Origin of the sequence: Knoellia sinensis KCTC 19936 (assembly GCF_000768705.1) — a bacterium.
In the GTDB taxonomy this organism is placed as follows: Bacteria; Actinomycetota; Actinomycetes; order Actinomycetales; family Dermatophilaceae; genus Knoellia; species Knoellia sinensis.
In genome coordinates this window covers 79,187-105,393 of record NZ_AVPJ01000001.1, presented here as the reverse complement: position 1 = coordinate 105,393, position 26,207 = coordinate 79,187, and the positions used below count along the sequence as shown (strand labels likewise).

Annotated in this window: 26 protein-coding genes and 2 tRNA genes; 13 read left to right on the top strand and 15 right to left on the bottom strand. The window is 68.1% G+C overall.

All coding sequences use genetic code 11. The annotated features are described in order from the left end of the window. Positions 1-13 precede the first annotated feature (13 nt). From N802_RS19195 to N802_RS00495, 5 genes are all read left to right on the top strand, one after another. The gene (locus N802_RS19195) at positions 14-862 is read left to right on the top strand and encodes a hypothetical protein (protein WP_052109253.1); all 849 of its coding nucleotides are present in this window, start codon (positions 14-16) and stop codon (positions 860-862) included. A gap of 152 nt (positions 863-1,014) precedes the next feature. Continuing rightward, complete coding sequence (locus N802_RS00510) at positions 1,015-2,112, top strand: LLM class flavin-dependent oxidoreductase (RefSeq protein WP_035910717.1); 1,098 nt, start codon at positions 1,015-1,017, stop codon at positions 2,110-2,112. 1 nt (position 2,113) lies between these two features. Continuing rightward, the gene (locus tag N802_RS00505; protein WP_035910716.1) at positions 2,114-2,773 is read left to right on the top strand and encodes an FMN reductase; all 660 of its coding nucleotides are present in this window, start codon (positions 2,114-2,116) and stop codon (positions 2,771-2,773) included. Between the two features lie 139 nt (positions 2,774-2,912). Beyond that, positions 2,913-3,116 (top strand): cold-shock protein, encoded by a 204-nt coding sequence (locus N802_RS00500; protein WP_035910714.1) that lies wholly within the window; start codon positions 2,913-2,915, stop codon positions 3,114-3,116. 137 nt (positions 3,117-3,253) lie between these two features. Further along, positions 3,254-4,942, top strand: a complete 1,689-nt coding sequence (locus N802_RS00495) for a SigE family RNA polymerase sigma factor (RefSeq protein ID WP_035910712.1) — start codon at positions 3,254-3,256, stop codon at positions 4,940-4,942. Here N802_RS00495 and N802_RS00490 read toward each other — a convergent pair. After that, on the bottom strand, positions 4,922-5,758 hold the full coding sequence (locus N802_RS00490) for a sulfurtransferase (RefSeq protein WP_035911663.1): 837 nt from the start codon (positions 5,756-5,758) through the stop codon (positions 4,922-4,924). The genes N802_RS00495 and N802_RS00490 overlap by 21 nt on opposite strands. 35 nt (positions 5,759-5,793) lie before the next feature. Here N802_RS00490 and dusB point away from each other — a divergent pair, with 35 nt between their 5' ends. Both dusB and N802_RS00480 read left to right on the top strand, forming a co-directional pair. Next, positions 5,794-7,005, top strand: coding sequence for a tRNA dihydrouridine synthase DusB (gene dusB / locus N802_RS00485; RefSeq protein WP_035910710.1), 1,212 nt, complete (start codon positions 5,794-5,796; stop codon positions 7,003-7,005). Positions 7,006-7,017: 12 nt separating this feature from the next. Then, positions 7,018-7,674 carry a YdeI/OmpD-associated family protein gene (locus N802_RS00480; RefSeq protein ID WP_084071736.1) on the top strand — a complete coding sequence of 219 codons (657 nt, stop codon included), beginning with the start codon at positions 7,018-7,020 and terminating at the stop codon, positions 7,672-7,674. Here N802_RS00480 and N802_RS00475 read toward each other — a convergent pair. Next, positions 7,671-8,351, bottom strand: coding sequence for a hypothetical protein (locus N802_RS00475; protein WP_156971218.1), 681 nt, complete (start codon positions 8,349-8,351; stop codon positions 7,671-7,673). The two genes, N802_RS00480 and N802_RS00475, sit on opposite strands and share 4 nt — an antisense overlap. 74 nt (positions 8,352-8,425) lie before the next feature. Here N802_RS00475 and N802_RS00470 point away from each other — a divergent pair, with 74 nt between their 5' ends. Continuing rightward, positions 8,426-9,652 (top strand): deoxyguanosinetriphosphate triphosphohydrolase, encoded by a 1,227-nt coding sequence (locus N802_RS00470; RefSeq protein ID WP_035910702.1) that lies wholly within the window; start codon positions 8,426-8,428, stop codon positions 9,650-9,652. Positions 9,653-9,673: 21 nt separating this feature from the next. Here the strand turns inward: N802_RS00470 and N802_RS00465 are convergent, their stop codons facing one another. Continuing rightward, positions 9,674-10,213, bottom strand: coding sequence for a dihydrofolate reductase family protein (locus N802_RS00465; RefSeq protein ID WP_035910699.1), 540 nt, complete (start codon positions 10,211-10,213; stop codon positions 9,674-9,676). A 181-nt stretch (positions 10,214-10,394) separates the two neighbouring features. Between N802_RS00465 and dnaG the strand changes: the two genes are divergently transcribed. The 3 genes from dnaG to N802_RS00450 all read left to right on the top strand — a co-directional run bounded on the left by dnaG (position 10,395) and on the right by N802_RS00450 (position 13,115). Beyond that, positions 10,395-12,344 (top strand): DNA primase, encoded by a 1,950-nt coding sequence (gene dnaG / locus N802_RS00460; RefSeq protein ID WP_035910697.1) that lies wholly within the window; start codon positions 10,395-10,397, stop codon positions 12,342-12,344. Beyond that, complete coding sequence (locus tag N802_RS00455; protein ID WP_035910694.1) at positions 12,341-12,859, top strand: hypothetical protein; 519 nt, start codon at positions 12,341-12,343, stop codon at positions 12,857-12,859. Before dnaG ends, N802_RS00455 begins: the two co-directional genes overlap by 4 nt. A 180-nt stretch (positions 12,860-13,039) precedes the next feature. Then, a tRNA-Asn gene (locus N802_RS00450) sits at positions 13,040-13,115 on the top strand. 69 nt (positions 13,116-13,184) lie between these two features. Here N802_RS00450 and N802_RS00445 read toward each other — a convergent pair. The 4 genes from N802_RS00445 to N802_RS00430 all read right to left on the bottom strand — a co-directional run bounded on the left by N802_RS00445 (position 13,185) and on the right by N802_RS00430 (position 16,475). Next, entirely contained in the window at positions 13,185-14,093 is a 909-nt protein-coding gene (locus N802_RS00445; RefSeq protein WP_035910692.1) for an amino acid ABC transporter permease, read from the bottom strand. Then, a complete protein-coding gene (locus N802_RS00440; RefSeq protein ID WP_035910690.1) occupies positions 14,090-14,755 on the bottom strand; it encodes an amino acid ABC transporter permease in 666 nt (221 codons plus the stop codon). The genes N802_RS00445 and N802_RS00440 overlap by 4 nt, the downstream gene beginning before the upstream one ends. 97 nt (positions 14,756-14,852) lie before the next feature. After that, a complete protein-coding gene (locus tag N802_RS00435) occupies positions 14,853-15,710 on the bottom strand; it encodes a glutamate ABC transporter substrate-binding protein (protein WP_035910688.1) in 858 nt (285 codons plus the stop codon). A 24-nt stretch (positions 15,711-15,734) separates the two neighbouring features. Beyond that, positions 15,735-16,475, bottom strand: coding sequence for an amino acid ABC transporter ATP-binding protein (locus N802_RS00430; protein ID WP_035910687.1), 741 nt, complete (start codon positions 16,473-16,475; stop codon positions 15,735-15,737). A 140-nt stretch (positions 16,476-16,615) separates the two neighbouring features. Here N802_RS00430 and N802_RS00425 point away from each other — a divergent pair. Both N802_RS00425 and N802_RS00420 read left to right on the top strand, forming a co-directional pair. Continuing rightward, positions 16,616-16,692 (top strand) — tRNA-Ile (locus N802_RS00425). A gap of 335 nt (positions 16,693-17,027) precedes the next feature. Then, positions 17,028-17,543, top strand: coding sequence for a DUF3145 domain-containing protein (locus N802_RS00420; protein ID WP_035910686.1), 516 nt, complete (start codon positions 17,028-17,030; stop codon positions 17,541-17,543). Positions 17,544-17,705: 162 nt separating this feature from the next. Here N802_RS00420 and N802_RS00415 read toward each other — a convergent pair whose 3' ends face one another. The 8 genes from N802_RS00415 to argG form a co-directional block, all read right to left on the bottom strand. Further along, on the bottom strand, positions 17,706-19,154 hold the full coding sequence (locus N802_RS00415) for an acyl-CoA carboxylase subunit beta (protein ID WP_035910684.1): 1,449 nt from the start codon (positions 19,152-19,154) through the stop codon (positions 17,706-17,708). Beyond that, positions 19,154-20,398 carry a beta-ketoacyl-ACP synthase II gene (gene fabF / locus N802_RS00410; RefSeq protein ID WP_035910681.1) on the bottom strand — a complete coding sequence of 415 codons (1,245 nt, stop codon included), beginning with the start codon at positions 20,396-20,398 and terminating at the stop codon, positions 19,154-19,156. Before fabF ends, N802_RS00415 begins: the two co-directional genes overlap by 1 nt. Positions 20,399-20,463: 65 nt before the next feature. Beyond that, entirely contained in the window at positions 20,464-20,712 is a 249-nt protein-coding gene (locus tag N802_RS00405) for an acyl carrier protein (RefSeq protein ID WP_035910678.1), read from the bottom strand. 112 nt (positions 20,713-20,824) lie between these two features. Continuing rightward, positions 20,825-21,826, bottom strand: a complete 1,002-nt coding sequence (locus tag N802_RS00400; RefSeq protein WP_035910675.1) for a beta-ketoacyl-ACP synthase III — start codon at positions 21,824-21,826, stop codon at positions 20,825-20,827. Between the two features lies 1 nt (position 21,827). Further along, positions 21,828-23,006 (bottom strand): acyltransferase domain-containing protein, encoded by a 1,179-nt coding sequence (locus tag N802_RS00395; protein WP_035910672.1) that lies wholly within the window; start codon positions 23,004-23,006, stop codon positions 21,828-21,830. Positions 23,007-23,084: 78 nt separating this feature from the next. Beyond that, positions 23,085-24,299 carry a PucR family transcriptional regulator gene (locus N802_RS00390; protein ID WP_035910669.1) on the bottom strand — a complete coding sequence of 405 codons (1,215 nt, stop codon included), beginning with the start codon at positions 24,297-24,299 and terminating at the stop codon, positions 23,085-23,087. Between the two features lie 66 nt (positions 24,300-24,365). Beyond that, on the bottom strand, positions 24,366-24,635 hold the full coding sequence (locus N802_RS00385) for a hypothetical protein (RefSeq protein WP_035910666.1): 270 nt from the start codon (positions 24,633-24,635) through the stop codon (positions 24,366-24,368). A gap of 32 nt (positions 24,636-24,667) precedes the next feature. After that, positions 24,668-26,095: an argininosuccinate synthase gene (gene argG, locus N802_RS00380; RefSeq protein ID WP_035910663.1), complete on the bottom strand. Its 1,428-nt coding sequence runs from the start codon at positions 26,093-26,095 to the stop codon at positions 24,668-24,670. Positions 26,096-26,207: the final 112 nt, after the last annotated feature.

Here is a 26,207-nt window from a genome sequence, read left to right as displayed (position 1 = left end):
CTAGGCTCTGAGCATGGCCAGCGATCCAGACGGCGACGTGGCTGGCGACCGCACCGTCGCCGACGCGGCTGCCAGCCTGTATGCCGTCCCGCTGGCCGAGTTCGTGACCTCCCGGAAGGCGTTGGCCGCCTCAGCGAAGTCGGCCGGTGGCGCCGCCGCGGCCAAGGAGATCCTGGCGCTGCGCAAGCCCACCGTGACCGCGTGGGCCATGAACCTCACGTCGCGCGACGACGGGGGAGTGGTCGCCGACCTCGTCGGCCTCGGGGCGCGGATGCGGGCCGCCCAGGCTCGCCTGGACGCCAGTGTCCTCACCTCGGTGAGAGGGGAGCGGGACGCGGCCCTCACGGCATACGTCGAACGCGTCGCGGAGGTGGCCACGACGGCGGGTGGCGCGTTGAGCGCGAGTGGTCGCGACGAAGTGCGGGCGACCGCGATCGCGGCACTCGCCGACGAGAGTGCTGCGGAGGCGCTCGCGTCTGGACAGTTGACACGCGCGCTCAGCTACAGCGGGTTCGGCGAGGTGGACCTCTCCGGAGCCGTGGGAGTCACGAGCTCCGGCTCGATCATGTCGGTCCTCAAGGGTGGGAAGCCCGAAGTCGAGCCGGAACCCCAGGCCGGCGAGGACCTCGACGATGACGAGCTGACCGAGGAGGAGCTCAAGGCGGCGGTGGTCGCAGCCAGGGCTGTGAAAGCTGCGGCCAGGGAGCGGCGCAAAGCCGAGGCCGAGGTGGACGAAGCCGAAGCGCAGATGGCGGGGGCGCAGGCCGACCTCGAGGCGGCTGAGGATGCCGCCCGGGTGGCACGCAAGGCCGTCATCGCCGCACAGAAGCGCCTTGATGCAGCCCGCGCTGCCCTGCAGTAGCCGGGACTCGCAGCGACTTTGTGCCCGATTGGGACACGTCTCGCTGCGCTCGTCATGTCCCAATCGGGCACAAAGTCGCCTGTGGGAATGGACGGCGGCGCTACCCTGTTCAAGTAGATGAACATTCAACTACCTCACAAGGAGCGACTGAGATGGAGTTCGGCATCTTCACCGTTGGGGACGTCACCACGGACCCGACCACGGGCATCACGCCCAGCGAGAACGAGCGCATCAAGGCCACCGTCGCCATCGCCAAGAAGGCGGAGGAGGTGGGCCTCGACGTCTTCGCGACCGGTGAGCACCACAACCCGCCGTTCGCCGCGCCGGCCAACCCGCCGGTCCTCCTCGCGAACATCGCCGCCCAGACCGAGCGGATCGTCCTCTCGACGTCGACCACGCTGATCACGACGAACGACCCGGTGCGGATCGCGCAGGACTATGCCTACCTGCAGCACCTGTCCGACGGCCGCATGGACCTCATGATGGGCCGCGGCAACACGGGCCCCGTCTACCCCTGGTTCGGCAAGGACATCCGCGAGGGCCTCAACCTCGCCGTCGAGAACTACGCCCTGCTCCGCCGCCTCTGGACCGAGGAAAACGTGACCTGGGAGGGCAAGTTCCGCACGCCACTCCAGGGCTTCACCTCGACGCCGCGCCCGCTCGACGGCATCCCACCGTTCGTCTGGCACGGTTCGATCCGCAGCCCCGAGATCGCGGAACAGGCAGCCTTCTACGGTGACGGCTTCTTCCACAACAACATCTTCTGGCCGCTGTCGCACACCAAGCAGATGGTCAACCTCTACCGCCGCCGCTACCAGCACCACGGTCACGGCAAGCACGACCAGGCCATCGTCGGACTTGGCGGCCAGGTGTTCATGCGCAAGAACAGCCAGGACGCGGTGCGCGAGTTCCGGCCGTACTTCGACAACGCCCCGGTCTACGGCCACGGCCCGTCGCTGGAGGAGTTCACCCGCGAGACGCCGCTGACTGTCGGTTCGCCGCAGCAGATCATCGATCGCTACGCGACCATGGCCGACCACGTCGGCGACTACCAGCGCCAGTTGTTCCTCATGGACCACGCCGGCCTGCCGCTCAAGACCGTCCTCGAGCAACTCGAGATCCTCGGCGGCGAGGTCGTCCCCGAGCTGCGCAAGATCGCGGACGCCCGTCGTCCCGCCCACGTGCCGGCCACGGCACCCCGCCACGCCGAGCGCCTCGTCGCGCTCGACGGAACCCCTGTGGAGGTCTGACATGACCCGTCGCATCGTCGCCGTCACCGCCGGCCTGTCCGAGCCCAGCTCGACGCGCCTGCTCACCGACCGCCTCACCGAGGCCGTGGACCGGCACGTCACCGCGCATGGCGAGGCGGCGACGGTCGAGGTCATCGAGCTGCGGCCCCTGGCCAAGCTCATCGCCGACCAGATGCTCACTCGCTTCCCCAGCGGGGAACTGACCGCGGTCGTCGAGAAGGTCATCTCGGCCGATGCCCTCATCGCCGTGACGCCGGTGTTCACCGGGTCCTACAGCGGACTGTTCAAGTCGTTCTTCGACAATCTCGACGTGAACGCGCTCGAGGGCAAGCCCGTCCTCGTCGCGGCGACGGCGGGATCGGCCCGGCACTCGCTCATGATCGACCACGCGATGCGTCCGCTCTTCTCCTACCTGCACGCCTCGGTCGTGCCGACGGGTGTCCTGGCGGCCACGGACGACTTCGGCACGCCGGGTCTCGACCGGCGCATCGACCGCGCCGCCGCGGAACTCGTCTCCGCGGTGCTCGGATCGGTGGCGGGCGCGGCCGCGGGGCGCTCCGGCTTCCTGCCGGCAGAGGGCGAGGAGCGCGAGGCCGGCTTCACCGACCGCTTCGACGAGGTCACCGACTTCGCCGAGCTGCTCCGCCGCGCTTCCTCCTGAGCGACACACCGATCGACATCTCCGGCTCACGATGGGGTGTCGACCGTGCTCCGCTGCTACCGTTGTCCTCGTTGCCTCTGAAGGCGGCACCTGAGGACTCCATACGGGAGCCCTCGCAACACACAGATAGGCAACACCAGTGGCAACCGGCACCGTGAAGTGGTTCAACAGCGAAAAGGGCTTCGGCTTCATCGAGCAGGACGGCGGCGGCGCCGACGTCTTCGTTCACTACTCGGCCATCGAGAGCAGCGGCTACCGCGAGCTCACCGAAGGCCAGAAGGTGGAGTTCGACGTCACGCAGGGCCCCAAGGGCCCGCAGGCCGAGAAGGTCAAGGGTCTCTGATCCTCACTCCCTTCTGAGAGTTCGACTCTCATCACGAAACCCCTCGACAGTTGTCGGGGGGTTTCGCTGTGTCTCCTTCGTATGCCGTTCTGCTCGCTTCTCTTCCGATCTCACCTTCACGTTGGAAGAGTGGACCTGTGGCCTGGAGGTCTGACGCAGCCGACGTCGACGAGTTCGCCGACTTCGTCCGTGCGCGCCAGCATGATCTGAGGCGCGCGGCCTACCTGCTGTGCGGTGACGAGAGGCGCGGGGACGACGCCGTCGAGAGAGCGTTCGCCGACCTCGCGCTGCACTGGGACCGGATCCGGGACGAGAAGCCCGACATCGAGGTTCGGCGGTCCCTTTATCGGCCCGGAGCACGCCTCACCGGTCCACGTGCCAGTGAACCCCGTCAGGCGAGCGGCGACGCAAGTCGCGTCCTGGCCGAACTGCAGGCGCTCGGCCACAAGGACCGTGCCGTCGCCATCCTGCGACGCTACGAAGAACGCACCGAGGCCGAGACTGCCGAGATCCTCGGGGTGTCCATCCCGACAGTGCGGCACCATGAGAAGCCGGTCAGTCCGGACGCCCTGCAGGATACCGCGGCTGAGGTGGACGAGAAGGACTTCGTCGACCGAGCCATTCGCCGGGCAGCGCACCGTCGTACGCGTGGGCGACGCACCACAGTGGCTGTGGCGGCGAGTGCGGCGCTCGCGATTGCGGCACTGACCCTGATCGACACGGAGAGCACGGATCGGGTGTCCCTCCCACTGCCCGCGCCTTCGAGCATGCAGTCCTTGCTGCCGGGATGGGACTCTCGCGAGTTCACCCTGGACGGGGCGTTGGCCCAGGTGGGCCCCCATCCGGAGCAGGTGGCGGCGTTGCCGCGGATCGACGACCTGGCTCGAAGCCAGCTCGCACTTCCCGAGGTGTTGGGCTTCGGCCCGGACACACGAATCACGACCATCGGCGAGCTGGGGAACAGCAGTGCCCCTGTGCGTGCCGTGCTTCTGCGGCACACGGCCGGAACGCTGCATCCAGTGCTCGTGCGCCCCACACTCAGCGACCCGTTCGTCGCCGTGGACACCCTTCAGCTGGTCCCGAACCTCGACGAGGCCGGCCGCACCTCGGACCCCCTGGAGGTCACGGCCATCGCGGATGACCGGCGGCGGGTCATGTTCATCCAACCGGGAAAGGTTCACGTGCTTGATGCGTTCAGCGGGGTCGTCCGGACCATGCCGGTCAAGGACCGTTATCTCGAGGGCGGCGGATGGGTCGGATCGTCGATCATCGTGTGGTCACGGACCCAAGTGTGGCGGGTCTCACCCGAGACGGGTGCGGTGAACCGGCTGGCGCAAGGCGCCCATCCAGGGCCTCACGAGGTGCAGGTGCGGGGAAGCGAGTCCATGCGGATCCTGTCCTTCGGACCTGATGGTGCGAACACCGGGACGCTCCCAGGGCTGGACGTCCTCGCCAAGGTGTGGGGCACGACGTTCACCAGTCCTTCCTCGCGCGTCGCGACGGGTGGCTTCCTCGGGCAGTCGACGGCGCTGAAGGCGAATCGCCGCTACCCGGAGCGCTTGTTCCAAGGGGTGTTCACCGTCGATCCCGAGCGCCCCTCCACGGCCCGCCTGCTCCTCGCGCCCAACAGCGAGGGTCTCGCGGTGGGGTGCTGCGACGTCCTGGGTTGGGTCTATCGCGACCATGTGCTGGTCCGCTGGCACGGCACGGCCCTGCTCGTCTGGGACACCGTGACCGGTGTGATCCACAGGGTGGCGACGCTTCCCAGCCTTCAGGATGACCCGGTGCCCGGGAGTGCTGCGGCTTCAGTCGCGATCGCGCCCTGAGCCGGTCTCGACCGGCCGCGCGGGGTCGGTGATCCAGTGACTCCACGAGCCGATGTAGGGGACCGCGTCGACGCCCGCCAAGTGCAACGCCAAGGCGGTGTGCGCCGCCGTGACGCCCGACCCGCACGTTGTTCCGACCTCCGTGCTTCCATCGGCACCGAGACCGGCGAAGAAGTCGCGCAACTCTGCCGCCGGTCGGAAGCGGCCGTCTGCCTGCAGCTGATCCGCCATGGGCGCGTTGCGTGCGCCAGGGATGTGCCCGGCGACGGCGTCGATCGGCTCGGTCTCGCCCCGGAAGCGTTCACCCACACGCGAATCGAGAAGTATGCCGTCACTCGCCACCCGTGCAGCGCCGTCGGCTTCCAGCACGGGCACCGACCCGGGGGTCACGTTCACGTCCCCCGGATCGGGTGACGGGACCTCCGTCGTGACGGGCAAGCCGGCGGCCTGCCACGCAGCCAGACCGCCGTCCAGCACTCGGATGTCTTTGAGCCCTGCCCAGCGGAGAACCCACCACGCCCGCGCGGCCGCAAGCGAGGTCTGCTGGTCGTAGACCACGACGGTCTCGCCAGCCCGCACACCGACGGCCCGCAACCCGGCCTCGAGCACCTCGGGACACGGCAGCGGGTGTCGACCACCCTCACCGGGCGGTCCGGCCAGAACCGCGTCCAGATCCAGGTGAGGTGCGCCGGGAAGGTGCGCCACGGCATACAGGGCAGGTCCGTCTCCTGCGAGGGAGTACTGGACGTCGAGCACGCGGACGGTTCCGGCCTCGGCTGCGGCCACGAGTTCGGCCGGCGTGATGAGCGTGGACATGCACATCAGTCAACCAGTGGGACAATCGTGCGGTCATGAGTGCCACTCTCGAAGCCAGCCAGCCCGTTCTGCCCCCGCTGCAGATCGGGCGCCACACCATCGAGTCACCCGTCGTCCTTGCCCCCATGGCCGGGATCACGAACCGCGCCTTCCGCAGGCTGTGCCGCGAATCCGGTTCTGCGGGGTCGGATCTGGGTGGAGCGAGCGGCGCCACGAGCCTCTACGTCAACGAGATGGTCACGAGTCGCGCGCTGGTCGAGCGCAGCCCCGAGACCCTGCGCCTCATCAGCCACGGCCCGGAGGAGCACCCGCGGTCGGTGCAGCTGTACTCCGTCGACCCCGCGACCGCAGGGGCCGCCGCGCGGATGCTCGTCACCGAGGACCGGGCCGACCACATCGACCTCAACTTCGGTTGTCCCGTCCCCAAGGTGACCCGCAAGGGCGGGGGAGCGGCTCTGCCCTGGAAGACCGAGCTGTTCCGCGGGATCATCAGCAACGTCGTGCGCGAGGCCAGTCCCTACAACGTGCCCGTGACCGTGAAGATGCGGATCGGCATCGACGCCGACCACATCACCTACCTCGATGCCGGACGCATCGCCGAGGGAGAGGGAGCGGCCGCGGTGGCGCTGCATGGCAGGACGGCTGCGCAGGCCTACTCAGGTCAGGCCGACTGGTCGGCCATCGCGCGTCTCAAGGAGGCTGTCACGACGGTCCCCGTCCTCGGCAACGGTGACATCTGGTCCGCCGAGGACGCCCTCCGCATGGTCGCCGAGACCGGATGCGACGGGGTCGTGGTGGGTCGTGGGTGCCTGGGTCGGCCGTGGCTCTTCACAGACCTGGCTGCAGCCTTTGCCGGCACGACTGCCCGGGTGCAACCGAGCCTGCGCGAGGTCACCGAGACGCTGCGTCGCCACGCGACCTACCTCGTCGAGTTCTACGACGGGGACGAATTGCGCGGCTGCCGCGACATTCGCAAGCACATCGCGTGGTACCTCAAGGGGTTCCCGGCCGGCTCGCAGGTGCGCAACCAGCTCGCCCTCGTCGACAGCCTCCAGGCGCTCGACGACCTCATCGGCACGATGGACCTCGACGCGCCGTGGCCCGGTGACCCGGCCGAGGGGCAGCGGGGACGCGCGGGCTCGCCGCGCGTGGTGGCCCTGCCCGAGAACTGGTTGAAGTCGCGAAAGCTCGACGATGCGCAGCGCGAGCAGATCGCACACGCGGAGCTCTCTGTCTCAGGCGGCTGACAGACTCCTGACATGGTGCAGATCGGTATGCCGGGTGGTTCCGTCGAGCGGCCAGCGCTCTTCTTCCGCGACGAGGCCGAATTCGAGATGTGGCTCGAGGCGAACCACGAGACAGCGACCGAGTTGTGGATGGGGTTGTTCAAGAAGCACGTCGATGACCCCGGCCTCACGTGGGAGCAGGCAGTGCCTGTGGCGCTCTGCTTCGGGTGGATCGACAGCGTGTCGCAGCGCATCGACGAGGATGCGCGACGCCAGCGCTGGACGCCGCGCAAGTCATCGAGTATCTGGAGCGCCATCAACATCGCCCACGTCGAGCGGCTCTCGGCAGAGGGGCGGATGCGTCCCGCCGGGATCGCCGCCTTCGAGAAGCGCAAGCCCGAACGCAGCGGGATCTACGCCTACGAGGCGGGTCAGGCACTGAGTGACGAGCAGCGGACGCGGTTGCTTGCAGACCCCGCGGCCGCCGCGTTCTGGCAGGTGGCGACACCCTCCTACCGCAAGATGGCAGAGAACTGGGTCGTCACCGCCAAGCGTGAGGACACGCGCGAGAAGCGCCTCGCTCAGCTCATCGACGACTGCGCCCAGGGGCGGCTCATCCCGCCACAGCGCTACGGCGACGAGCCCAAGTGGGTGGCTCGGGCCGCTGCTGCCGCGGCCGCCTCCAGCTAGTCGACGAGGTGGGCGGGTGGGGCGATGGCGTCGATCGCGACGCCCCAGTTCGTGAAAACAGACGTGTTGGTCTGGTCGCCGTTCGTCTCGACCAGCTCGACGGGCCGTTGCTGGTTGTCGACGCAGACTCGCGCCGTGGCGTCCGCACCGCCGCTCAAAGGGAAAGTGTGGCAGGTGGCGTCGACCCCACGGACGCTCGCCGTAGCCGTCTCCGGCAGGGCCGTGGCCCCGTCCAGGACCCCGAGAAGGCCTGCAAGGGTGCCGTGCTCGAGTCGATCAGCCGTCGCGGCCGCGTCGAGCTTCTCCCAGCGGTTGTTGGACTTCCGCTCGCTCTGGTCCTTGAGGTAGCCCACTCCGTCAACGACGTCGAGAGTCCAGATCTCGTCGCCGACGTGGAGGACCCGGGCCGACACAGGTTCGGCGAACGACGTCTCGATCTCCTCATGCGTTGGCTCACCGCCATCATCGGAGCCGCTGACCTCGGTGCGGTTCACCACGACCGAGCCAGCGGACTGGGCCGCAGCCTTGATCGGACCCGTGATGTCGGACGGCTGAGTCCTCTTGGGGGAAGCGTCCCCAGACGTGCCGGAGTCATCGGCGTTGTCCCCGGTGCACGCGCTCAGTGCGAGCGTGAGCGTCATCGCGATCCCCGCGAGCCGCAGCGTTCGTCCGCGCACCGCCACCCCTGTCCGTCGAGTCCTGTGGTGGTGTCACCTTAAGGCCAACGGCTCGACCCCCTAGTGTCGAGCACGTGAGCTACACCGCGCGTGACCGCGACCGCTGGGTTGCCGAGGACCCGGCGCACAAACGGGCCGACCGCGACGACTTCGCCCGGGACCGAGCCAGGCTGGTGCATTCGGCGTCCCTGCGGCGACTCTCGGCCAAGACGCAAGTGCTCCAGCCGGGCAGCGACGACTTCATCCGCAACCGGCTCACCCACAGCCTCGAGGTGGCCCAGATCGGGCGCGAGTTCGGAGCCGCGCTCGGCTGCGACGCCGACGTCGTCGACACGGCATGCCTCGCACACGACCTTGGGCACCCGCCCTTCGGTCACAACGGTGAGACCGCACTCAACGAGATCGCGGCCGGGATCGGTGGCTTCGAGGGCAACGCGCAGACCCTGCGCATCCTCACCCGCCTCGAGCCCAAGCGCTTCCACTCCGACGGGAGGCCGGCTGGGCTGAACCTCACCCGGGCCACGCTGGACGCCACGACCAAGTACCCGTGGGCGCGGGGGGATTCTCCCTCGCCCACACCCAAGTTCGGAGTGTATGCCGACGACCTCCCCGTCTTCGAGTGGTTCCGTGCGGGGGCTCCGAAGCAGCGGCGCGCCTTCGAGGCCGAGGTGATGGACTGGTCCGACGACGTTGCCTATTCGGTTCACGACGTGGAGGACGCCATCGCGTCGGGTCGGCTGGACCCGCGACTGCTGCGTGACCACTCCGACGTGGACGCCGTGCTCGACGTCGCGACGGTGAGCTACGCGCCGGACCTGAGTCGCGACGCCCTCGGTGCCGCGCTGGAACGGATCGTGGGCACGGGCACCGTGCCGACGGCATACCAAGGCACGCGCAGCGACCTCGCCCATCTCAAGGACATGACGTCACGACTCATCGGCCGATTCGTCCAAGCCGTCGAGTCAGCGACGCGCGAGCGGCACGGCGCCGGCAACCTCGTCCGTCACCAGGCCGATCTCGTCGTTCCGGACGACACCAGGGCCGAGTGCGCCGTGCTCAAGGCCACGGCAGCGCACTTCGTCATGAACGCGGCCGAACGGGTGGAGCTCATGGCGGGCGAGCGTCAGGTGGTCGCCGACCTCGTCGGGGCCTACCGTCAGGACCCGACCCGGCTCGACGCCGAGCTCAAGGCCGACCACGATGCGGCCGACGACGATGCGGCGGCATTGCGCGTTGCCGTCGACCAGGTCGCCTCGCTCACGGACGTGCGCGCCCACGAGCTCCATCGGCAATGGTGCTGACCCGACGGGGACGAGCCCGGCTCAGCGCACGACGTCGAGCACGTTGAGCTGAACCCCGTTGCCGTAAGTCGCGTGCTCGGTGAGCCTGAGCTTCTGCCGGGCGCCCTCGTTGTCGGTGGGGAAGAGGCGCTTGCCGCTCCCGAGGACGACCGGGTAGACGAGCAGGTGGTAGCGGTCGACGAGGCCGGCTGCAGCAAGGCCCTGGGCGAGGGTCGCGCTGGCGTGGACGAGGATCGTGCCGGGCTCGTCCGACTCCTTGAGTGCGGCCACCTCGTCGAGACTGCGGAGGACGGACGTGTTGTTCCACTCCGGGTCCTCGAGGGTCGACGACACGACGTACTTGGGCATGGCGTTGTACTCGGCGAACTCGTCCATCGTGGGCCAGACGGGGGCGAACTCGTCATAACTCTGCCGGCCGAGGAGGAGGCACCCCGCCTCCTCCTGCTCGCGGCCCTTGATCTCGTAGGCCGCTTCGTCCATCTCGACGACCTCGAACGTCCAGTCTGGTGATTCCATGACGCCGTCGAGGCTGATGAATTCGGAGACGATGAGAGTGCGCATGGTGCTGATCCTTCCGGTTCTTGGCGGCCAGTGGTGGCCTGACACCCTGTGTGCCGAACGGCGAGGGGCGTTTTCGACACCGGACGGGAGTGGGCTGGGGACGGGCAGCGACCGCCACGGCGACCGGACGGCATACTGAACTCTTACGACACGGGACCGAACCAGGACGAGAGGAGCGCACGTGGCGGGTCGGATCAATGCTGATGACATCCAGACCGTCAAGGAGCGCTCCTCGATCGAGGACGTTGTACGCGACCACGTGACGCTGCGTCCCGCCGGTGTCGGGTCGCTCAAGGGGCTGTGCCCGTTCCACGACGAGAAGACACCGTCGTTCACGGTGCGCCCGGCGGTGGGTGCCTACCACTGCTTCGGTTGCGGCGAGGGCGGCGACGTCATCTCGTTCGTCCAGAAGGTCGAGCACCTCACCTTCTCCGAGTCCGTCGAGCGGCTCGCCGCCAAGATCGGCATGGAGCTCCGCTACGAAGAGGGCGGCGGGCCGCGCTCCGAGGGCGGACTGGGTCGGCGCTCGCGGCTCATCGAAGCCCATCGGGTCGCCGAGGAGTTCTATGCCACCGTTCTCGTGGACCGTGGTGACGCCCGTCCGGGACGCGACTATTTGCGGGACCGCGGCTTCAACCGGGCGATTGCCGAGCAGTTCGGGATCGGTTTTGCTCCCAGGGGCGGCGAGGACCTGACCCGCCACCTGCGGGAGAAGGGTTTCACCGAGGACGAGATGGTCACGGCGGGTCTGTCTGGGCGGGGGAGCCGTGGACTCTACGACCGGTTCCGCGGGCGACTCGTCTGGCCGATTCGCGACGTCACTGGCGACACCGTCGGGTTCGGCGCGCGGCGGATCCTCGACGACGATCGGATCGCGGCGAAGTACCTCAACACGTCAGAGACCCCGATCTACAAGAAGTCGCAGGTTCTCTACGGGCTGGATCTCGCCAAGAAGGCGATCGCGGGGGAGCGGCAGGCGGTCGTCGTCGAGGGCTACACCGACGTCATGGCTGCTCAGTTGTCAGGCGTCACCGGGGCAGTGGCCACCTGCGGCACGGCGTTCGGTGTCGACCACATCAAGATCCTTCGGCGCATCATGCGCGACGAGACCGACGGTGCGCCGGCGCGCGTCATCTTCACCTTCGACGGTGATGCGGCTGGACAGAAGGCGGCGATGAAGGCCTTCGGCGAGGACCAGCGGTGGGCCTCGCAGTCGTTCGTGGCCGTCGCGCCGGACGGAATGGATCCGTGCGACCTGCGGCTCGCGCGCGGCGACGAGGCGGTCAAGGCGCTGGTCGAGGACGCGGTCCCGATGTTCGAGTTCGCGGTGCGCACGACGATCAAACGCTTCGACCTCGAGACCGCCGAGGGGCGCGTCCAGGCCATGCGCGCGGTCGCACCGATCATCAACTCGATCCGGGACTCGTCACTGCGCCCCGAATACATGCGCACCGTCGCCGGCATGCTCGGCGTCGAGGTCGAGCAGGTTCTGAATGAGGCTCAGCGTGCTGGTCGGATCAGCGCCCGAGAGGCCGCTGCGGGCGCGCCGGCGCGGCCCGGTGACCGGACCCCGGCCTCGACCGACGACGTCCCGGAGCCGAGCGTCCAAGAGGGTGCCGCGGCCATGCCGGTGCCCAACCTGCGCGACCCCGTGGTCAACACCGAGAGGCAGCTGTTGCAGGCGTTGTTGCAGTACCCCACCCGGTTCTCGACGGCCACGATCGACGCGCTGCCGCCGGTGGCATTCACCGCGCCGGCACACGCCGCGATCTTCGACGGGGTGCGCTCGGTGGCGCCCCGCGCCGCGGAACTGTCCACCGCAGGGTGGGCCGCGGCCGTGGCCGAGGCCGGTCCGCTCGCCGTGCGTGGTCTCCTCGCCGAACTGTCCGTTGCACCGCTCCCGACCAAGGTCGACCCGACCACCGGACTGCCGCCGCAGCGCTACCTCGACTCGCTCGTCATCGGCGTCCACGACGCCGGGTTGAGCCGCCAGATCGCTGACGAGACGGCGGCGATTCGCCGCCTGCAGAACTCACCCGACCCCGACCCGGAGGCCATCCGTGAACGTTCCCGCCGACTCATCGAGCTCGAGATGAGCCGCGCCCGTCTCCGCGATCGGTTGACGTCGTGAAGCTCGGCCGACTGGGACGGCGCGGACCCGAAGTTCCCACGGAAGTGGCGTCGGTCCTTGGCGAGCGAGCCCGCGACGTGCTGAGCATCGCGCGGGACGTGCGCTCCACGGCATACGTCGTCGCCACCAAAACTCATGTGTATGCCGTCCGGTCCGGTTCCGTGGACCTCGACCGACCGTGGCACATGGTCGACACCGGCTCCTGGAACGACGAGACGAGGCGCCTCACCGTGAACTGGGTCGACAAGGCCCCCGCGTCAGTGTGGGAGATCGAACTGCCGTCGACGTTCCCGCAGGTGTTGCGCGAGCGCGTCCAGGCCACCGTGGTGCTGTCGGACGAGGTCGACCTTGGCGACAAGCGCAAGGCGCGGGTCGTGGTGCGCAAGGACCTGGCCACTCAGGCGCTGCTGGGTCAGACGATCCTGGGGCGTGGTGTGCGCTCGTCCGACCCCGGCGTGGCAGAGGAGACGCGAGCCGCGCTCGACCGGCTGCGCGAGCAGGTCGGACTCATCTGAAGAGGCCGATGCGGGCGATGCCACGGAAGTCGTCGGATGACGCGAATATTGCCGCGTCCTGTCCCGACTTCCCCGTCATGGCCCAGTCAGGAGGTGGCCGGATGGGGCCGTTTTCGTGACTGGCCCCACCCTTTGCTATCGTTGCGCAGCGCGCTGACACAGCACCAACGTCAGCGCCTTTCCCCTGTAGCTCAATTGGCAGAGCAGCCGACTGTTAATCGGCAGGTTGTTGGTTCGAGTCCAACCGGGGGAGCCAATCACGAAGGGCCCGGATCCGCATGGATCCGGGCCCTTCGTCATGCCTGCGCGTTGAGCGGGGCAGTGGTCACCGACCGGTGGTGCTCGGTTCAGCAGCAGCTTCCATGACCGGAGGGGCGCCGGGCAGGGGCACCGCGTCCAGGTGCGCACCGCCAGCCGTCTTGCCCCGGCGGTTCAGCCGCTTCTCGACCGTGACCGCCAACCGGGACAGCAGGTAGTTCATCGTGATGAACAGGATGGCCGCGACGATGTAGGCGGGGACGGTGTTGCTGAAGGCCGACCCTAACGTCTTGGACCACGTCAGGAGCTCTGTGTAGGTGATGGCAGTTCCCAGCGCGGAGTCCTTCAGCACCGTGACGAACTGGCCGATCAACGCCGGGAGCATCGCAGTGAGCGCCTGCGGCAACTGGATCGAACGGAGCACCTGTCCCGAGGTGAGCCCGACGGACAGCCCCGCCTCACCCTGACCCTTGGGCAGCGAGTGGACGCCGGATCGGACGAGTTCGGCGATGACCGCGCCGTTGTACAGGGTGAGGCCTGTGACGACCGCGGCGAGTGGGTTGATGTCGCTGGCGAAGACACCGTTGCGGGTGTAGACACCGAAGGCGAAGATCATCATGATCAGCACCGGGACGGCGCGGAAGAACTCCACCACGACGCTGCTGATCCACCGGATCGGGGCGATCGTCGAGAGCCGTCCGACACCGAAGATCAGCCCGAAGATGCCGGCCAAAGTGATCGAGATCAGGGCCGCCTTGATGGTGCCCCAGAGGCCGGGGAGCAGGTAGTCGCGCCACACCGAGCGGTCGGTGAGGAAGGGCTCCCACATGAAGCCCTGCAACTGGTTCGCGGTCTGCATCTTGCGCACGACGACGTAGAGCACGGCGAGAGCCACCACGACTCCGACCGCGGCGAGGATCGCGTGCCGGCGACGGGCCTTGGGGCCCGGGGCGTCGAAGAGGACGGAGGCGCTCATCGCTTCACCGCCAAGCGACGCGACAGGCTCGTGAAGAACAGACCCAGCGGCAGGGTCAGGATGACGAAGCCGATGGCGAAGACGAGGAACACGCTGAAGCGGCTGCCCTCGTTCTCGATGACGACAGACATCAGGTTTGCTGCCTCCCCGGCACCGATGACGGCTGCCACGGTGCTGTTCTTGATGAGGGCGATGATCGTGGACCCGATCGGCGCGATCGAGCCCCGGAACGCCTGTGGAAGGAGGACATGGCGCATGCTCTGGCCGAAGGTCAGGCCAATCGCACGGGCCGCCTCGGCCTGTCCCACCGGAACCGTGTTGACGCCCGATCGGAGCGCCTCGCAGATGAAGGCGCCGTGGTAGACGGCCAGCATCGTGGCTGCCCACCGGAAGACGTTGCTGCTGATGTCCTCGGAGTTGAGCTGCAGCCCCAGGATGAACGTCAACCCGAGGATGCTGAACACCATGAGGAGGGTGAGCGGGATGTTGCGGAACGTGTTGACGTACCACGTCCCGATCCATTGGAAGACACGCACCGGTGACAGGCGCAGGACGGCGACGATCGTCCCGAGGATCAAGGCACCGATCGTTCCGAGGATCGACAGTTTGATGGTGCCCCAGAACGCAGCCAGCACGTCATAGTCACTCAGGATCTCTTGCATGCAGAGACCTTTCCGTTGCGGGGGAACGTGATTCGCACGAAGGTATGCCGCCCGCCCCGGTGAGCGGACGGCATACCTTCAAGCGTCTCGGTGTGGATCAGGAGCAGGCGTCCGCGGTCGGCGGGTTCTTCGTGGTGTCGACCTTGAAGCCGGCCGGGCCGAGGTTCGCGTCCACGGCCTTCTGCCACTCGCCGGTGTCGACCATCTTCTTCAGAGCGGTGTTGATCTGCTCGCAGAGGGCGGTGTCACCCTTCTTGATGCCGATGCCGTAGCGCTCTTCGGAGAAGGTCTTGCCGACGACCTTGAGCTTGCCCTTGTACTGGTCCTGCGCGGCGTAGCCGGCGAGGATCGTGTTGTCCGTCGTCAGCGCGTCGATGCCGCCAGAGGTGAGCGCGGCGACGCACTCGGAGTAGGTGCCGAACTCCTGGAGCTGAACTCCGGGCACGACGTCCTTGACCTTCTGGGCGGACGTGGATCCCGTGACCGAGCACAGCTTCTTGCCGTTGAGGGCTTCCGAGCCGGTGATCGAGGTGTCGTCGGCGCGGACGAGGAGGTCCTGACCGGCGATGAAGTACGGGCCGGCGAAGGAGACGGTCTCCTTGCGCTTGTCCGTGATCGAGTAGGTCGCGAAGATCATGTCGACCTGACCGGTCGAGATGAGGGTCTCGCGCTGAGCGGACGGCGCCTGCACCCAGGTGATGTCGCCCTCCTCGCTACCCAGCTCCTTCGCGACGTACTTGGCGACGTCGACGTCGAGGCCGGTGTAGTTCTCACCCTCCTTGAGGCCGAGCCCTGGCTGGTCGAACTTGATGCCGATCTTGACGGCCTTGCCGCCGCCGCCCGTGCTGCCGCTGCCGGCGTCAGCACCTCCGTCGTCGGCGCTGTCGCCGCACGCGGCGAGACCGAGCGTGAGCACCGACGCGGCGATGATCGCGCTGAACTGACGAACCTTCATTTTTTCCTCCTGGGTTGGGCTGGGTCAGTGGGTGAGGATCTTGCCGAGGAAGTCCTTGGCCCGGTCGCTCTGGGCATTGGTGAAGAACTCCTCGGGCGTGTTCTGTTCGACGATCTGTCCGTCGTCCATGAAGACGACGCGGTTGGCGGCCTTGCGGGCGAAGCCCATCTCGTGGGTCACGACGACCATCGTCATGCCCTCCTTGGCGAGGCTCACCATGACGTCGAGAACCTCGTTGATCATCTCGGGGTCGAGGGCCGACGTGGGCTCGTCGAAGAGCATGACCTTGGGATCCATGGCCAACGACCGTGCGATCGCGACGCGCTGCTGCTGGCCACCGGAGAGCTGTGCCGGGAACTTCTGTGCCTGGTGCGCGACGCCGACCCGCTCGAGCAACTCCATGGCGCGCTTCTCGGCCTCGCCCTTCTTCTGCTTGCGGACCTTGATCGGGCCGAGCGTGACGTTGTCGAGGATCGTCTTGTGCGCGAAGAGGTTGAAGGACTGGAAGACCATGCCGACGTCCGCGCGCAGGTGGGCCAGCGCCTTGCCCTCCTCCGGGAGGGTCTTTCCGTCGATGGTGATCGTGCCCGACTCGATCGTCTCGAGGCGGTTGATCGCGCGGCAGAGGGTCGACTTGCCGGAGCCGGAGGGGCCGATGACGACGACCACCTCTCCCTTGCCGATCTCCATGTTGATGTCCTTGAGGACGTGGAGGTCGCCGAAGTGCTTGTTGACGTCCTTGAGGACGACCAGAGGCTCAGTCATGCTCGGAAACCTACCGCTACGTGGTGCCCGTCACGCTTATACGCGTCGATGCGACACCGATTCGCAATGTCTGGTGTCGCCACGTTCCATGGCGTATGCCGTGTGCTCACCCTCCGCAGGTAGGCTCGGCTCCGCTTTCAGGGGCGGTAGCTCAGTCGGTCAGAGCAGCGGACTCATAATCCGTCGGTCCTCGGTTCAAGCCCGAGTCGCCCCACCACGGTTCGAGTTTCCGCATCGCCGGCGCTGAGTCGAGGTAGTAAGACACGCCGAAGTCAGTGGTGCTGCTTCGGCGTTTCCTACTACCTCGACTGTGCAGCCGAGGCTTGGTGAGCTTCCCCGGCGGGGTGGAAGTTGGTTCGTGTCGCGCGTGATGTTCGTGGTGCTCATGCGGCATGATGAGCCTCACGTGTCACGAGTTCGCTCGTGAGGCGACAAACAGCGGCACGCAAGGTGCCCTCACAGTGAGCTGGCCGGCATACAGATCTGTGCCCTCCAAGAACGAACGTGCGACGGCGTTGGGGAAGACGTCCCTTGCACGTGAAGGAGGCCAGGATGTCTGTCGCGACGCGACGTGTGTCGACCCGGGGAGTGGTGTTCATCCACTCAGCCCCAGCAGCGCTGTGCCCTCACATCGCCTGGGCCCTCGAGAAGGCCACGGGATCCAGGGTTGTCATCGACTGGACCGCTCAGCCCGCCGCGCCCGGACACATGCGCGGGGAGTGGTCGTGGATCGGCGAGCAGGGCACGGGCGCCCACCTGGCCTCGACGCTGCGCGGCTGGCAGGGTCTCCGCTACGAGGTCACGGAGGACCCCAGCGCGGGGTGCGACGGGTCTCGCTGGTCGCACACCCCCAGCCTCGGGATCCACCACGCGACGACCTCCGCGAGTGGTGATGCCGTCGTGAACGAGGAGCGCCTCAAGGAGATCCTCATGCTGGCCCAGGGTTCGACCGACGCCATCGAGGAGATGCTCGAGGAAGTGCTCGGCACCGAGTGGGACGCCGAGCTCGAGCCCTTCCGCTATGCCGGCGACGGTGCGCCCGTCCGCTGGCTGCACAAGGTCGGCTGATACACCCGACCGCCTGACAGCAGGCACCTTCAGACGTCGCGAGGCCCGCTCCCGTACAGGGGGAGCGGGCCTCGCGCTGTCCGGCGCGGAACCTCGGACTTCGCATGGCAAACGAAGGTGGGCGAAGTCCGAGCAACCCACTTCCGGCGGGGAAGTAGGGGGCTACAGGGGGATGTTGCCGTGCTCGCCTCGCCGTTGGGGTGCCTCGGCGATCGCCCTGGCGAGGGCGGACCGTGTGACCGACGGCTCGACGATCTCGTCGACGACACCGATCTCGACCGCCCGCGGCAGACCACCGGACAGACGGTCGTGCTCGTCGGCCAGTTGTTGCTCGACCGTCGGGCGCTCGTGGTCGTCGACCTCCGCCAGGCGACGTCGGTGGAGGATCCGGATGGCGGCCACGGAACCCATGACGGCGACGTGAGCCGTGGGCCAGGCGAACACACGGGTCGCACCGAGGGAACGCGAGTTCATCGCGATGTAGGCGCCGCCGTAGGTCTTGCGGGTGACCAGCGTGACTCGGGGCACGGTCGCCTCGGCGAAGGCGTGGAGCAACTTGGCCCCGCGGCGCACGACGCCATCCCACTCCTGGCCGACGCCGGGCAGGTAGCCGGGAACGTCGACGAGGACGATGAGCGGCACACCGAACGCGTCGCACATGCGGACGAACCGCGCGGCCTTCTCGGCGGATGGGGAGTCGAGGCAACCGCCGAGACGCATCGGGTTGTTGGCGATCACGCCCACCGTGCGACCACCGAAGCGGCCGAGTTGCGTCACGATGTTGGGAGCCCAACGCGGGTGCAGCTCAATGGAATCCGCGCCCTTGTCCAGGACGTTGTCGACGACCGGGTGGACGTCATAGGCGCGCTTCTCGGACTCCGGGAAGGTCTCCTCGAGGTCGAAGTCCTCGATGCTCCCGACGTCGAGCGTGCCCTGGTCGGCGAGCAGTGAGCAGAGCTGTCGGCCGCGCTCGTAGGCCTGTTCGGTCGACTCCGTGACGACGTGGACGACGCCGCTGCGGCGCCCGTGGGGCTCGGGTCCTCCCAGTCGAAGGGCGTCGACGGCCTCACCAGTCACCGAGCGGACGACATCGGGACCGGTGACGAAGATGCGGCCCTCGGGGGCGAGCACGACGATGTCGGTGAGCGCCGGACCGTAGGCCGCCCCACCGGCGGCAGCCCCGATGACGACCGAGATCTGAGGGACCTTGCCCGACGCGCGGGTCATGATCGCGAACACCTCGCCGACGGCGTGGAGGCTCACGACACCCTCAGGGAGACGAGCGCCCCCTGAGTGCCAAATGCCCACGACGGGTATGCCGTCCGCGAGCGCCCGCTCGTAGGCCGCCACGATGACCTTGCAGCCGGCGACGCCCATCGCCCCGCCCATGATCGTCGCGTCCGAGCAGAAGGCGACAACACGAGTGCCTTGGCACGTGCCGACGGCCGCGAGCATCCCGGAATCGTCCTCAGGGGTGATGAACTCGACGGAATCCTCGTCGAAGAAGGCCTGAAGGCGGAGCCGCGGGTTGCGCGGGTCGGTGGCGCGGTCCGGCTTGGGCTTCGTCGCGGCTGACGCCGTGGCCGAAGCCTCGTTGGGCTGGTGCGCCATCAGATGCTCTTCACGGCGAGGGCGACGTTGTGGCCACCGAAGCCGAAGGAGTTGTTCAGCGCGGCGATGTCGCCCTCGGGGAGCTTGCGGTGCTCGTCACGCACGACGTCGAGGTGGATCTCGGGGTCGAGGTTCTCGATATTGATCGTCGCCGGCGCGATGCGGTGATGGACCGAGAGGATCGTGAAGAGTGCCTCGAGTGCACCGGCAGCACCGAGAAGGTGACCGGTCATGGACTTGGTGCCGCTCACGCACATGCCGTCGGTGGCATCACCGAAGGCGCGGCGGATGGCGTTGGCCTCGGCAACGTCGCCCACGGGCGTCGACGTCGCGTGCGCGTTGATGTGGACGATGTCGGCCGGGGTGAGCCCGGCCCGCTGGACTGCCTCGCGCATGGCGCGTGAGGCGCCCGCGCCCTCCGGCTCGGGGGCCGTGATGTGGTGCGCGTCCGAGGACATGCCGGCAGGCGCGAGCTCGGCATAGATCTTGGCGCCGCGGGCCTTGGCGTGCTCTTCGGACTCCAGGACGATCACCGCCGCACCCTCGCCCATGATGAAGCCGTCGCGTTCGGTGTCGTAGGGCCGGGAGGCGCGCCCCGGGTCGTCGTTGCGCGTCGAGAGGGCCTGCATCTGCGCGAACCCGGCGAAGGGCAGCGGGTGGATGGCGGCCTCGGTGCCGCCGGCGATGACGATGTCTGCCCGGCCCGCGAGGATCTGGTCGACGGCCAGGCCCATCGACTCGGCGCCGGAGGCGCACGCGGACACCGCGGTGTGTGCCCCTGCACGCGCACCGAGGTGCAGCGAGACGTTGCCACTGCTGCTGTTGGGCATGATCATCGGGACGGTCAGTGGGAAGACACGGCGGACGCCCTTCTCCCTCAGGTTGTCCCACTGGTCAAGCAGGGTGGTGACGCCGCCCATCCCGGATCCGATGGCGACCATGAAGCGCTCGGGGTCGACCTCGGGGGCGCCCGCGTCGGCCCACGCCTCACGCGAGGCGACCATGGCGTACTGCGCGCTGAGGTCCATGCGCCGGCACTCGACCTTGGTGAGCACCTCCTCGGGGGAGGTGTGGATCGAGGCGGCGAAGGTCACGGGGAGGTCGTGCTCCGCGACCCAGTCCTGAGTCAGCGGACGCGCACCGGGGGTGCCGGCGAGAAGGGCGTCCCATGTCGCGGTGATGGTGCCGCCGAGGGGGGTGGTGGCGCCGAGACCGGTGACGACGACGCGACGTTCGGTGCTCATGTTCGATGACTCCTAGGAATGGATGGTCCCGGCGCCGCCCCAGGTCGTGGGGCGGCGCCGACGGATCAGCTCTGGTTGGACTTGATGAACGAGACGGCGTCTCCGACGGTGCGGAGGTTCTTGACCTCGTCGTCGGGGATGCGCACGCCGAACTTCTCCTCGGCGTTGACGACGATCGTCATCATCGACAGCGAGTCGATGTCGAGGTCGTCGGTGAACGCCTTGTCGCTCTGCACGGCCTCGGGCTCGAGTCCGGTCTCCTCGTTGACGATCTCTGCGAGACCCGCGAGGATCTCCTGCTCGCTCTGAGCCATGTCCTGTCTCCTTCGTGATGCGCATCCGCCGGATGCGGACGCTCTGGTGGTGCGGGTGTGCTGGTGGTGCGTTGGTGCAGTGGTCCGGATGACCCGCGGACCGCGGGAGTCTCTAGGGCAGTTCGACGACCTGCGCGGCATACACCAGACCGGCGCCGAAGCCGATCTGGAGCGCCAGTCCGCCTCGCGGCACGAGGCCTTCGCGGAGCAGGCGCTCCGTGGCGAGGGGGACCGAGGCAGCAGAGGTATTGGCGGTCTCGACGATGTCGCGGGCGACGACGACGTGCTCGGGCATCTTGAGCTGCTTGCACATCGCGTCGATGATGCGAACGTTGGCCTGGTGCGGGATGAAGGCATCGAGTTGGTCGGCGGTGACTCCGGCCGCGTCGAGGGCCTTCTGGGCCACGGGGGCCATGCCCCATACGGCCCAGCGGAACACGCTCTGGCCCTGCATGCCGATCGTCGGCCAGCCGAGGTCCTGGTCGCGCACCTCGACCCAGCTGTCGTTCTGCGCGATGACGTCCCACTTGTCGCCCTCGGAGCCCCACACGGTGGGGCCGATACCCGGGGTGTCGGAGGCGGAGACGATGGCTGCTCCTGCCCCGTCGCCGAAGATGAACGCCGTGCCACGGTCGGTCGGGCTCGTGAAGTCGGAGAGTCGCTCGACGCCCACCACGAGGACGTTCTGCGCGCTGCCGCCCCTGACCATGTCGCTGGCGAGCGAGATGCCGTGGCAGTAGCCGGCGCAGGCGGCAGAGATGTCGAAGGCGGCCGGACTGCTCATGCCGAGCACCTGCGCGAGCGCCGGTGCCGCTGCGGGAGTTTGGTATGGGTGCGTCACGGTCGCGACGAGGACGGCATCGACGTCGGACGGCTCGAGGCCAGCCATCTCCAGCGCGCCACGGGAAGCCTCGGCCGACATCTCGATGACGCTCTCGCCGTCCTCAGCGCGGTAGCGGGTCTTGATGCCGGAGCGCTCCTGGATCCACTCGTCGGAGGAGTCGATGGCCTCGACGATCTCGGAGTTGGGGACGACACGGCGAGGTCGGTAGGCGCCCACGCCGGAGATGCGTGTGTGGGCCGCGCCGGACGCCGGCGTGATGAGTCCAGACATGTCAGGCCTCCTGGGGGTGCAGACGGAGCACGGGCTGACCGGGGGAGACCGGGTCGCCATCCTCGACGAGCCACTCCACGACGCGGCCACCGTGCGGGGCCACGACCTCGTAGGTGTCACGCAGCGTGCCTACGGTCGCCACGACGGTGCCCGCGGACACTGCTGCGCCCACCTCACTTGCGGCGAAGGAGACCATGCCCTTGGCCGGGCTGATGACGAGTCGCCATGTGGGGTCCTGTGCCACCCCGGACGCCACGCCGTGCTCCTTGACCATCCGATGCGCCTGCTCGAGGTCGTCCGGGGTCTTGAGCGCAAGGATCTCGACGCCCTTGAGGGCACGCTTCGCCAGACCGGCGAGGGTGCCCGCTGGTGGGATCTCGATGATCCCGGTGACGCCGAGCTCCTTGAACGTCTCCATCGTGAGGTCCCAGCGGACCGGGTTGCTCACCTGGCTCACGAGCCGGCCGAGGACCTCACGCCCGCTGTGGACCACAGCGCCATCACGATTGGACACGAGGGGGACGCGCGCGTCGTGCGTCGACATGGCCCGGGCATAGCCGGACAGCACATCGACCGCGGGGGCCATGTGCTCGGTGTGGAAGGCACCAGCGACCTTGAGGGGGATGACCCGCGCCTTGGCTGGCGGCTCGGCAGCGAGGGCCGCCAATTGCTCCATCGTCCCGGCAGCGACGACCTGACCTGCGCCATTGATGTTGGCGGGGGTGAGGCCGTGGCTCTCGATCGCCGCAGTCACCTCCGCGGGATCCCCGCCCATGACGGCGCTCATGCCCGTCGGCCGGACGGCGCTGGCCTCGGCCATCGCGCGCCCACGCTCGCGAACGAAGACCATCGCCTGCTCGGCGGAGATGACACCGCCAGCCGCAGCTGCGGTGATTTCACCGACCGAGTGGCCGGCGCCCGCCCCGACGAGGCGGAACCCGTCGGCGGGGTGCTCGAAGAGGGCGAGCAGCGACACGAGCCCGGAAGCCACGATGAGGGGCTGGGCGACCGCCGTGTCCTTGATCGTCTCCTCGTCCGACTCGGTGCCGTGCTTGAGCAGGTCGATCCCCGCGACCGCGGAAAGCCAGCCAAGGCGTTCGCGGACGCCGGGGATGGCGAGCCAGGGGGTGAGGAATCCGGGGGTCTGGGAGCCCTGTCCAGGGCAGACGATCACGAGCACCCCTTCAGCGTCGCGTTTCGGGTGGCCTCCGGGCGTGACGGTTCGAGACGATTCTGTGCGCCAAGATCTGTAGGGTTCCTACAACTCCGATGAACGTGCCGCGGACGCGCGGGAAACGCGTTGCGACGGTTCAGGGGCTACTCGTCCGTAGGCCAGAGCAAGTCGCACCGTCTGTGCATCGTGAGGGTCGGTGAGGTCGTAGCCGATCGAATCCGCGATCTTGGCGAGGCGATATCGCACGGTGTTCGTGTGGACGAACAGCGTGCGTGCGGTGCCTTCAAGACCCAGCCCACCGTCGAGGTAGGCCGCCGCTGTTTCGAGGAGGTTCCCGCCCCCGCTCGCGGACAGGGGGGCGTAGACCGACGACACCAGAGCCGCCCGTGCCGGCAGGTCCCCGAGGAGGGCCCGCTCCGCGAGCAGGTCGTCGCTCCGCGCGGGCCGAGGCGCCGTCGGCCAGGCAGGCGCCGCCATGTGCCCACTGAGCGCCGCACGCGCACTCCGCCCCGCGGCATACAGGTGGGGGACGACCGGACCGACGACAATCGGGCCGTCGCCGAAGACCGGGCCAAGTTCGGACGCGCTCTCGAGCGCATCGGCGACCTGCCCGGCAATGCACACGACGCGACGACCCTGGATGGCGGCAAGGACCTCGACACCATGCCTCTTGGCAACACGATGCAACTCCTCGACGACCTGAGAAGGGCCTGAACTGGGCGTCGATCCGACGATGACGCAGACATCCGTCGTCGTGCCCCAACCCAGCGCCGAGGCCCGTGACTGCATCGAGTCGTCAGCCTCCCCGCGAATCACCGCGTCGACGACGAGAGCTTCGAGTCGTGCGTCCCAGGCTCCCCGTGCTTCGGCTGCGTGCGCGTAGACCTCAGCGGCCGAGAAGGCGATCTCACGGCTGTAGCGCAGGACCGCCTCCCGGACCTTGACCTCGTCGCCGCGCGCCGCGAGACCGGTCGACTCCCGCTCCACGACATCGACCACGGTGCGCACCAAGTCGAGGGTCTGGCCCAGGTTGATGGACCTGGTCAACTCGCGGGGAGCGGTTCCGAAGACGTCGGCGGTGACGTGTGCGTGGTCCTGGGGTCCGGTGAACCACTCGATGAACGAGCGGATGCCCGCCTGCGCGACGAGGCCGACCCAGGATCGTTCCTCGGCGGGCAGCGCGCGATACCACTCGTGTTGCGTCTCCATCTGCTGCACCGCAGCGGCACCGAGGTCGCCCGCAGCTTGCTCGACGCGTCGTCGAGTCGCCGCCGATGGTCGGCTCTTGGAGGTGGCCACCTCGGAAGTCTATTTGTATGCCGTACACAACCACCCGGCATACGTGCGGTGTCGTTGCGGACTGGCTCAGGCCTGCCAGCCGAGGACCTGTTCGCCGAGCGTGATGGTCAGGAACCAGACCGCCGCCGCGAGGAAGGGGAAGCCCAGGATCCACCACGGTCGCAGGGTGAACCACCGGATCGCGAGGACGAGCAGCGTCAACCAGAAGGCCAGCAGCAGCACGATGGCCCACAGTGGCGCTGCGAGGCCCGACGAGATGTAGAACGGCAACACGACGAACAGCCCGGCGATGCCGAGGGCAGCCGCGATGCGCTCCAGGAACTTTCGTCCGTCCATCCCCGAAGCATCCACCCAAACGGCGCGGGGTGTCAGTCGGTGCCGAACTCCATGGCAGCGCGGTCCAGGGACTCGTCGTCGGGCCCCGCGGGCGAGGGGTTGGCGGTGATGCGGTCTGAGCCGCCTGCGGGGAGTTCCCCGAAGAGGGTGCCGTTCTCGACGAGAAGCTGTCCCTGGGTCACCGGCTGTCCGGCGTAGAGCTCGAGCTTGGACCGACTGTCGGCGATGTCGAGGTTGCGCATGGTGAGCTGTCCGATCCTATCGAGTGGACCGAATGCCGCGTTCTCCACGCGCTCCATCGACAGCTTGTCGGGGTGGTAGCTGAAGTTCTCACCCTGGGTGTTGACGATCGAGTAGTCATCGCCGCGCCGCAGTCGCAGCGTCACCTCGCCGGTGACCACCGAGGCGATCCAGCGCTGGATCGACTCGCGCATCATGAGGGACTGCGGGTCGAGCCAGCGGCCTTCGTAGAGAAGGCGACCGAGACGCCGACCCTCTGCGTGGTAGTTCGCGATCGTGTCCTCGTTGTGGACGGCGTTGAGCAGCCGCTCGTAGGCAATGTGGAGCAGGGCCATGCCCGGGGCCTCGTAGATGCCGCGCGACTTCGCCTCGATGATGCGGTTCTCGATCTGGTCGGACATGCCCAACCCGTGCCGACCACCAATGGTGTTGGCCACGTTGACCAGAGCCACCGGCTCGAGGTCCTCACCGTTGATCGCGACGGGCCGCCCCTGAACGAAGCGGATCCGCACGTCCTCCTGCTCGATGAGGATGGACTGGTCCCAGTGCTTGACGCCCATGATGGGCTCGACGATCTCCATCGACTCATCGAGGTGCTCGAGCGTCTTGGCCTCATGGGTGGCGCCCCAGATGTTGGCGTCGGTCGAGTAGGCCTTCTCGGCGCTGGCCCGGTAGGGAAGGTCGCGGGCGGTGAGCCACTCGCTCATCTCGTGGCGGCCGCCGAGTTCGCCGACGAACGCCGGGTCGAGCCACGGCTTGTAGATCCGCAGGCTGGGGTTGGCGAGCAGGCCGTAGCGGTAGAACCGCTCGATGTCGTTGCCCTTGAAGGTGGAACCGTCTCCCCAGATCGACACGTCATCGGCCTGCATCGCCCTCACGAGAAGGGTTCCGGTGACGGCGCGGCCCAGGGGCGTGGTGTTGAAGTAGGTCTTGCCGCCGCTGCGGATGTGGAAGGCGCCGCACGCGAGGGCGGACAGTCCTTCCTCGACGAGTGCGTTGCGGCAGTCGACGAGCCGGGCGATCTCGGCGCCGTACTGCCCGGCGCGGTCAGGCACGGTGTCGATCTCGGGCTCGTCGTACTGGCCGAGGTCCGCTGTGTAGGTGCACGGCACGGCCCCTCGCTCTCGCATCCAGGCAACGGCGACAGAGGTGTCGAGACCTCCGGAGAAGGCGATGCCGACGCGTTCGCCGACGGGCAGGGAAGTGAGTACCTTGGACACGATGCAAGACTATACAGTCGGGCGTATAACCACAAATTGACCGTATGCCGTCCGCGCAGGTGTCGGGGACTCGTGGCGTCTTCTGCGACCAGCCCGACATCCTCGACCGAAC

What these genes read in the sequence shown, in the direction of transcription:
- N802_RS00505 (WP_035910716.1), top strand. Translation starts at nt 2,114, where the DNA reads ATGACCCGTCGCATCGTCGCCGTCACCGCCGGCCTGTCCGAGCCCAGC.
- N802_RS00400 (WP_035910675.1), bottom strand. Translation starts at nt 21,826, where the DNA reads ATGTCTGGACTCATCACGCCGGCGTCCGGCGCGGCCCACACACGCATC.
- N802_RS19195 (WP_052109253.1), top strand. Translation starts at nt 14, where the DNA reads ATGGCCAGCGATCCAGACGGCGACGTGGCTGGCGACCGCACCGTCGCC.
- fabF (WP_035910681.1), bottom strand. Translation starts at nt 20,398, where the DNA reads ATGAGCACCGAACGTCGCGTCGTCGTCACCGGTCTCGGCGCCACCACC.
- N802_RS00430 (WP_035910687.1), bottom strand. Translation starts at nt 16,475, where the DNA reads ATGACTGAGCCTCTGGTCGTCCTCAAGGACGTCAACAAGCACTTCGGC.
- N802_RS00415 (WP_035910684.1), bottom strand. Translation starts at nt 19,154, where the DNA reads ATGGCGCACCAGCCCAACGAGGCTTCGGCCACGGCGTCAGCCGCGACG.
- N802_RS00510 (WP_035910717.1), top strand. Translation starts at nt 1,015, where the DNA reads ATGGAGTTCGGCATCTTCACCGTTGGGGACGTCACCACGGACCCGACC.
- N802_RS00435 (WP_035910688.1), bottom strand. Translation starts at nt 15,710, where the DNA reads ATGAAGGTTCGTCAGTTCAGCGCGATCATCGCCGCGTCGGTGCTCACG.
- N802_RS00465 (WP_035910699.1), bottom strand. Translation starts at nt 10,213, where the DNA reads ATGCGCACTCTCATCGTCTCCGAATTCATCAGCCTCGACGGCGTCATG.
- N802_RS00445 (WP_035910692.1), bottom strand. Translation starts at nt 14,093, where the DNA reads ATGAGCGCCTCCGTCCTCTTCGACGCCCCGGGCCCCAAGGCCCGTCGC.
- N802_RS00385 (WP_035910666.1), bottom strand. Translation starts at nt 24,635, where the DNA reads ATGGACGGACGAAAGTTCCTGGAGCGCATCGCGGCTGCCCTCGGCATC.
- N802_RS00480 (WP_084071736.1), top strand. Translation starts at nt 7,018, where the DNA reads ATGGTGCAGATCGGTATGCCGGGTGGTTCCGTCGAGCGGCCAGCGCTC.
- N802_RS00405 (WP_035910678.1), bottom strand. Translation starts at nt 20,712, where the DNA reads ATGGCTCAGAGCGAGCAGGAGATCCTCGCGGGTCTCGCAGAGATCGTC.
- N802_RS00420 (WP_035910686.1), top strand. Translation starts at nt 17,028, where the DNA reads ATGTCTGTCGCGACGCGACGTGTGTCGACCCGGGGAGTGGTGTTCATC.
- dusB (WP_035910710.1), top strand. Translation starts at nt 5,794, where the DNA reads ATGAGTGCCACTCTCGAAGCCAGCCAGCCCGTTCTGCCCCCGCTGCAG.
- N802_RS00490 (WP_035911663.1), bottom strand. Translation starts at nt 5,758, where the DNA reads ATGTCCACGCTCATCACGCCGGCCGAACTCGTGGCCGCAGCCGAGGCC.
- N802_RS00440 (WP_035910690.1), bottom strand. Translation starts at nt 14,755, where the DNA reads ATGCAAGAGATCCTGAGTGACTATGACGTGCTGGCTGCGTTCTGGGGC.